This is a genomic window from Vibrio sp. V19_P1S1T109, from assembly GCF_002241375.1.
Lineage (GTDB): Bacteria > Pseudomonadota > Gammaproteobacteria > Enterobacterales > Vibrionaceae > Vibrio > Vibrio anguillarum.
Genome location: NZ_NDIM01000331.1, coordinates 1 through 6843 on the forward strand (window position 1 = coordinate 1; position 6843 = coordinate 6843).

Annotated in this window: 4 protein-coding genes and 4 tRNA genes; 1 reads left to right on the top strand and 7 read right to left on the bottom strand. The window is 44.6% G+C overall.

Annotated elements, in window-relative coordinates; genetic code table 11:
• Positions 1 to 86: 86 nt before the first annotated feature.
• A complete protein-coding gene (gene pheT, locus B9J87_RS15705; protein WP_094151639.1) occupies positions 87 to 2474 on the bottom strand; it encodes a phenylalanine--tRNA ligase subunit beta in 2388 nt (795 codons plus the stop codon).
• A gap of 16 nt (positions 2475 to 2490) precedes the next feature.
• Positions 2491 to 3474, bottom strand: coding sequence for a phenylalanine--tRNA ligase subunit alpha (gene pheS, locus B9J87_RS15710; RefSeq protein ID WP_017044058.1), 984 nt, complete (start codon positions 3472 to 3474; stop codon positions 2491 to 2493).
• Between the two features lie 216 nt (positions 3475 to 3690).
• Between pheS and B9J87_RS15715 the strand changes: the two genes are divergently transcribed.
• Positions 3691 to 4173, top strand: a complete 483-nt coding sequence (locus tag B9J87_RS15715) for a GNAT family N-acetyltransferase (protein ID WP_094123686.1) — start codon at positions 3691 to 3693, stop codon at positions 4171 to 4173.
• An 84-nt stretch (positions 4174 to 4257) separates the two neighbouring features.
• Here B9J87_RS15715 and B9J87_RS15720 read toward each other — a convergent pair whose 3' ends face one another.
• The 5 genes from B9J87_RS15720 to B9J87_RS15740 form a co-directional block, all read right to left on the bottom strand.
• Complete coding sequence (locus B9J87_RS15720; protein WP_094131999.1) at positions 4258 to 5232, bottom strand: carbohydrate porin; 975 nt, start codon at positions 5230 to 5232, stop codon at positions 4258 to 4260.
• Between the two features lie 894 nt (positions 5233 to 6126).
• Positions 6127 to 6202 (bottom strand) — tRNA-Gly (locus B9J87_RS15725).
• A 23-nt stretch (positions 6203 to 6225) separates the two neighbouring features.
• Positions 6226 to 6312: transfer RNA gene (locus B9J87_RS15730), tRNA-Leu, on the bottom strand.
• Positions 6313 to 6397: 85 nt separating this feature from the next.
• Positions 6398 to 6473 (bottom strand) — tRNA-Gly (locus B9J87_RS15735).
• 2 nt (positions 6474 to 6475) lie between these two features.
• Positions 6476 to 6549, bottom strand: a tRNA-Cys gene (locus B9J87_RS15740).
• Between the last annotated feature and the right edge of the window lie 294 nt (positions 6550 to 6843).

The window sequence follows — 6843 nt, forward strand, 5'->3', positions numbered from 1 at the left end:
GTTTAACACTAACTTGTCACTAAATTGCATATAAAAAAGCAGGCCCAACTTGAACCTGCTCAAATATACTTAGGCTACTTTCTGAATTAGTCGCGCAGGGCTGCACCAAACTGTGCCGCTACTGAAGTCACAATCGATTCAACAGCGCTTGCAATATCGGCTTCTTCTAAAGTACGTTCAGTCGATTGAAGCATCAACGCAATTGCTAAACTCTTCTTGCCCTCTTCAACCCCTTTGCCTACATAAACGTCAAACAGTTTCGCCTCTTTTAGAAGCTCACCACCAGCATTACGACATGCATCGACAATATCACCTGAAGCAATGGCGCCATCAACAACCAGTGCTATATCACGGCGGTTCGCTGGGAACTTAGACAGTGATGCAGCTTCTGGAATTACACGGGTGTTCACCGCTGACCATTCAAGTTCAAATACGATGGTGCGGCCATTCAAGCCAAACTTACGCTCAAGCTCTGGATGAACAGTGCCTATCACCCCAATAATCTCACCATCGACAACGATGGCGGCCGATTGCCCAGGGTGCAGCGCTGGGTGTGCAACAGAAGTAAAGCTGTAAGCTTTGCCGTTGGCGGTTAAATCAAGAATGGCTTCCAAGTCACCTTTTAGATCGAAGAAATCAACCGTTGCGGTGTCCATGTTCCAGTGCTCTTCACCACGAGTACCGGATATTACACCCGCGAGCATAGGTTCTTGGCGCATACCGTTCTCTGCCGAGGCATCAGGAATAAAACGCAAACCATATTCAAACAAACGAACGCGTGGCTGCTGGCGTTTCTGGTTATGAACCACGGTATTTAATAGACCTTGGATCAAGCCCAAACGCATCGCTGACATATCAGCAGAAATAGGATTAGGCAGAATGAGTGGTTCAACATCTGGAACAATCAGTTTCTGCTGCTCTGGCTCAACGAAGCTGTAGGTGATCGCTTCATGGTAACCACGGTCAACTAACAAATGACGAACACGCTTAAGTGGCAAGTTTGCTTCTTGGTGGTCATTCATGCTCAATGCTGCAACGGGAGCTTGATTAGGGATATTGTTGTAACCGTAAATACGGCCAATTTCCTCAATCAAATCTTGCTCAATCGCGATATCAAAACGCCACGTTGGCGCGGTAGCAACCCAACTTTCTGCGCAACTCTCAACACTCATACCTAAACGTTTTAGGATTTCAACCACATCAGCATCCGCAATGTGATGACCAAGCAAACTGTCCAGTTTAGTGCGACGAAGTGTGACTTGATTTGGTTTAGGTAAATCCGTTTCAGACTCAACACTAACCATAGGTGCAACTTCACCGCCACAAATATCAACCAGCAGCTGAGTCGCTCGTTCCATCGCACTGGCTTGCAACGCGTAGTCAACACCGCGCTCAAAACGCATGGATGAATCAGTATGTAGGCCATAGCTACGAGCACGACCGCGGATATGGTCTGGTGCAAAGAAAGCACACTCAAGCAGTACATCTTGGGTTTCTGAGCTAACGCCTGAACCTTCACCACCAAAAATGCCCGCAATGGCTAATGCTTTATTGTGATCGGCAACAACCAGCGTATCGACATTCAACTTAGCTTCTGTACCATCGAGTAGCGTAAGTTTTTCATCCTGCTCGGCCATACGAACAACAATACCGCCTTCGATTTTGGCAAGATCAAAGGCATGCATCGGTTGGCCTTGTTCAAGCAAGATATAGTTAGTGATATCAACCACTGGATCAATTGAACGTAGACCACAACGGCGTAACTTCTCTTGCATCCAAAGCGGTGTTTGGGCTTGAACATTAATGTTTCTAACCACGCGACCAAGATAACGCGGACAAGCGGCCGGTGCTTTCACTTCAATAGAGACTTTATCTTCAATTGAAGTAGGAATAGTGGTGACCGATGGCTCAGTGACATCAATGCGGTTCAATACACCTACTTCACGAGCAAGGCCACGAATACTAAAGCAATCTGCGCGGTTCGCGGTCAAATCGACATCAATAGTCACATCATCTAAGCTTAGGAATTCGCGGAAATCAGTACCAACGATGGCATCTTCTGCAAGCTCCATAATGCCAGCGGATTCAACATCAATCCCTAGCTCACTGAATGAACAAAGCATGCCGTGAGAAGGTTGACCACGTAATTTTGCTTTTTTAATCTTGAAATCGCCGGGCAGTACAGCACCAACAGTCGCTACCGCCACTTTTAAGCCTTGGCGGCAGTTTGCTGCACCACAAACGATATCAAGCAGTTCTTCCTCACCCACGTCAACTTTCGTTACACGCAGTTTGTCGGCATCTGGATGTTGACCACATTCAACAACGTGACCCACTTTGACGCCAGTAAATTCACCGGCGACAGCAAGAACGTCATCGACTTCCAAGCCTGCCATTGTAATTTGATGTGTAAGTTCGTCAGTCGTAACCGCAGGGTTAACCCACTCACGAAGCCATGATTCGCTGAATTTCATTGTGTTTACCCTTGAATTACTTGAATTGTTTGAGGAAGCGCAGATCGTTCTCAAAGAACGCGCGTAGGTCGTTGACGCCATAACGAAGCATCGTTAAACGCTCAACACCCATACCAAATGCAAAGCCAGAATATTTTTCAGGGTCAATACCAACACTGCGCAAAACGTTCGGGTGAACCATGCCACAGCCTAGAACTTCAAGCCATTTACCATTTTTACCCTTCACATCCACTTCCGCAGAAGGTTCTGTAAATGGGAAATAAGAAGGACGGAAACGCACTTCAACTTCTTCTTCAAAGAAGTTACATAAGAAATCGTTCAAAATACCTTTAAGCTGAGCAAAATTGACGTGCTCATCAACCAACATGCCTTCAACCTGGTGGAACATTGGTGTGTGTGTTTGGTCGTAGTCATTACGATATACGCGGCCCGGCGCAATAAAACGAAACGGCGGTTGACCATTTTCCATAGTGCGAATTTGCACACCTGACGTGTGTGTACGCAACATTAAATCTGGATTAAAGAAGAAGGTATCGTGATCAGTACGTGCTGGGTGATCGGCAGCGATATTCAACGCATCAAAGTTGTGGAAGGCGTCTTCAATTTCAGGGCCAGATTCAACATGAAAACCAAGCTCACCAAAGAACTGCTCAATGCGTTCAACTGTGCGAGTCACTGGGTGTAAGCCACCATTTTCAATGCGGCGTCCAGGCAAAGTAACGTCAATCGTTTCAGCCGCTAGTTTGGCTTCTAACTCTGCTCGCTGCAAAGCATCTTTACGCGTAGCAATGGCGTGTTGCACTGTCTCTTTCGCAACGTTGATCTCTTGACCTGCAGCGCGACGTTCTTCGGGTGGCAATTTACCTAGGCTCTGTAGCTGAGTGGTTAACTCACCTTTTTTACCCAAGTACTGAACACGCACTTCATCAAGTGCGACTAGCGAATCGGCAGCATTAATCGCTGCGGTCGCATTAGCAATAATCTCTTCTAGATGTTGCATCGTTTCCTCATCTACCTGTAGGTAGTGTCCATATAGGATGTTTTTGTATTTTTCAGATAGCTGCACATAGTATCGAAAGCCACCTCTAAAGCCAAATTGAAATGATACTGACGCTTGCTCTTGAACAAAAAAACGGCATTATTTTTGCCGCTCTCTTGATATTACCTCCCTCTCCCCAAACAATAATAAAAACATGACTATTTTTAAGAAGAAACGATGAACATCACGATAACACCAATCGAACCACAAGATGATTCGGACATTTGTAAAATTATCCAATCTGTAGGCGCTGAATTTGGGGCCATCGGTGAGGGTTTTGGCCCATCTGATGCTGAAGTGGAAAACATGAGTCAACATTACACGCAAGAGAGCAGCAGCCTGTATCTGGTAGCCAAACGTGACGGCATCATTGTCGGTGGAGCAGGTATTGCAGCCTTTCATCATAGCCAACGGATCTGTGAGCTAAAAAAACTCTTCTTATTACCAGAAAGTCGCGGTTGCGGGCTGGGAAAAATGCTCAGTGAAGCATGCCTATCGTTTGCTCAAAATGCAGGTTATCAATCTTGCTATTTGGATACGTTATCTAGTATGACATCCGCCATTCAGTTATATGAAAAACTCGGATTTATACATTTGGATCGACCAATGGACGGCACTGAGCACAACGGCTGCGATGTGTGGATGCTTAAACAGCTGTAAATCATCGCATCTGCTTATACAAAAAATGCCTACCGAACGGTAGGCATCAAAAGCAGTTGAGATTTAATGCTTAAGTTTTAAAACTTAGAAGAAGTATTTTAGACGGATACGCATGCCTAGATCTTTGTTTTCTGTGTCGTCTACTTTCGAGTAGTAAGTACCTAGATAAACAGAGAAATCTTCCACATCCATCACATTAGCAAATTGGTAAGAAGCATAAGTGGTATTTACCTTCTCGCTAGTACCTTTATCAACATCACCATAGACATGACCTAGACCAAAGCCTTTAAACAGTAAGTTAGCACCGATGGTCGTATCTTCTTGTTTAGTTTTGTCGAAATCACGGAACGCATAGTTCACGTTGATAGAAAGATCGTTAGCAGAATAGTTAACTGTCGCGCCATAACCAAGGAAATCATTCGCAGCATCTTTATCATCTGCAGTCAGATTGGCTTCTAAACCAGCAGCAACACGAACTGAGTCAACGATTTGGTACGCAACAACTGGGCGTACGAACACAGCATTTTTATCCGCTGTAGTCGCATTCTTCTCAAATTTGGTAGAGAGTTCAAAGTAAAGATTATCCGCTGTCTTACTAAAACCGACTTGGCCGTTATCGCCACGACCACGAGCCGCATTCGCTCGATACGGTTCTGCTGTTGCGTATTCAAGCATAGTATCTTGACCAACAGGGAATAGATCAAATGCTTCATAACGACCTACTCTCAATTCCCAGTTATTTGCTTGACCAAATGCAATCCACGCATCATCAAGCTCAACATCACCCGTTGTTTTAAGTAAAGGTTGTGCTTGTGCTTTGATATAACGGTCACCACTCACACTACGCTCACCAGCGATTTGAACCAAAAGGCGGCCATCTTGATTTAGATGTTGCTTGTCAGTGGCATTTTTATCACGAAGGTTGATATCGAACTCAACATCACCGCCGATTGAGAAAACACCTTGTTCACCTTCAACACTGATACCTGCGTTTGCTTGTAGTGCGGCTGAAATTAGAATTGCGGCAAGAGAAAGTTTACCAGAGGTAGCAAAATTCATTTTTTATACTCCATCGACCTTATGGTCATCATTATCATTATGTTGGTGCTTAGCACCTTGAATCTCATCCTGAGATATATTCAATAAAATCAATGAGTTATATTCAAATTCACCGGAGGAAGTAGCACGCTACTTTGGTAATCATGAACAGCTCAATCTCTTTATTGCTCAGCAACCACTGCTTATGTATTCCCTTAACGTTGCTGACGGGGATGGAGTTTACATTCACCGAATCAATGTAAAAATAGATCAATGTCACATTGGGAATCGTTCCCATGAATGGGTTGTTGATAAGTTTATATAAATCACGCTTTTGCAAATAATTCACACCATAAATTAAATGTTGGCACGAAAATTATGTGAAGTAGGCCGAAATTTCACTTCACAAAATAATAACAACTCAAGATAAAGGTTGCTTTATCAAATTATTAACATTCTAGAATTGGGGATGGAGAGTAAAAACGATGCGAGATTTGACCATAAATTGAAGTACTGCTGTTTGATGGTGATGGCTTTGCTTAAAATATTTCAATTTCACGTCCGAAACCGTCAACGAATATAGTGAACGTAGGGGGTTACCCAGTTTCCGCTAGGGCGCGATTTGGAGCGACACGCGAGGTTCGCTTTCTTTTGGACTAAAAGCGTGACCTCAACCTTGGCAAGGTGGCTCTAAAACGACATCGTTGGTTGTGAACTGGCTGTGAGACAGAGATGAAAAAGCCCCAGCATTTCTGCCAGGGCTTTAATTTGGAGCGACACACGAGGTTCGCTTTCTTTTGAACTAAAAGCGTGACCTCAACCTTGGCAAGGTTGCTCTAAAACGATATCGTTGGTTGTAAACTGGCTGTGAGACAGAGATGAAAAAGCCCCAGCATTTCTGCTAGGGCTTTAATTTGGAGCGACACACGAGGTTCGAACTCGTGACCTCAACCTTGGCAAGGTTGCGCTCTACCAACTGAGCTAGTGTCGCATACTGCATAAGCAGTAAAAAGATGGTGCCCCGGGCCGGACTTGAACCGGCACGACTCGAAAGTCGAGGGATTTTAAATCCCTTGTGTCTACCAATTTCACCACCAGGGCACGCAATTCTGCATTGCGATGCTGTTTACAAAATTTAGTAACACCATCTTTAGATACTGAACGTTAAGTTCAACACCTCAAAGTTTGGAGCGACACACGAGGTTCGAACTCGTGACCTCAACCTTGGCAAGGTTGCGCTCTACCAACTGAGCTAGTGTCGCAATGGAGGCGCGTCCCGGAGTCGAACCGAGGTCCACGGATTTGCAATCCGCTGCATAGCCCCTCTGCCAACGCGCCCCTGTAACATCAAGGGTTGGGTTGTTTCTTCCGTTCCTCTCAAGTACGGGATGCATTCTACGCATTCGATTCGATGAGTCAATATTATTTTTTTAGTTTTTAAATCGTTTGGCTATTTTGCATTCAAAAAGGACAGATTTGGTTAATTTGATAGCAAAATTCACCACCTTTTACACGAGATAACTGTGCTTTAACTGAAGCAATAATGCATGTTGTGAAAGGGATTGTAGAAATTGGAGGAGTAAAAATCCGCCTTCTTAGAAGGCGGCTTTGGTTTATAGCCCCCTATAAGGG

Excerpts from the sequence above, each read along its gene's own strand:
- pheT (WP_094151639.1), bottom strand. The coding sequence starts at position 2,474 with ATGAAATTCAGCGAATCATGGCTTCGTGAGTGGGTTAACCCTGCGGTT.
- B9J87_RS15715 (WP_094123686.1), top strand. The coding sequence starts at position 3,691 with ATGAACATCACGATAACACCAATCGAACCACAAGATGATTCGGACATT.
- B9J87_RS15720 (WP_094131999.1), bottom strand. The coding sequence starts at position 5,232 with ATGAATTTTGCTACCTCTGGTAAACTTTCTCTTGCCGCAATTCTAATT.
- pheS (WP_017044058.1), bottom strand. The coding sequence starts at position 3,474 with ATGCAACATCTAGAAGAGATTATTGCTAATGCGACCGCAGCGATTAAT.